Genomic DNA, 282 nt, shown 5'->3' on the forward strand with positions numbered 1-282 from the left:
GCGCCGAATGTGCCGAGCTTCAGCGAGAGGTTTCCGGTGCCGCATGTCGGGCAGATGCGCGGGTTGGAGCCATCCTCGCGCTCCGGGAAGACCAGCGGCGCGAGCTCGTCATTGAGGGCGTCGAGCACGTCGGTGACGCGCAGTTCCTTGATGTCGTCGACTGCGCCGGAGAAATCCTTCCAGAAGTCGCGCAGAACATCCTTCCAGGCGAGCTTGCCGTCGGAAATCTCGTCGAGCTTTTCCTCCAGCGAGGCGGTGAAGTCGTATTCGACATAGCGTTCG

1 pseudogene is annotated in these 282 nt (G+C 62.4%); it reads right to left on the minus strand.

The annotated features are described in order from the left end of the window. Positions 1 to 282: pseudogene (locus tag EN852_RS40220) on the minus strand (DNA topoisomerase I); the annotation flags it as partial.

Source organism: Mesorhizobium sp. M2E.F.Ca.ET.209.01.1.1, assembly GCF_004010375.2.
Taxonomy (GTDB): domain Bacteria; phylum Pseudomonadota; class Alphaproteobacteria; order Rhizobiales; family Rhizobiaceae; genus Mesorhizobium.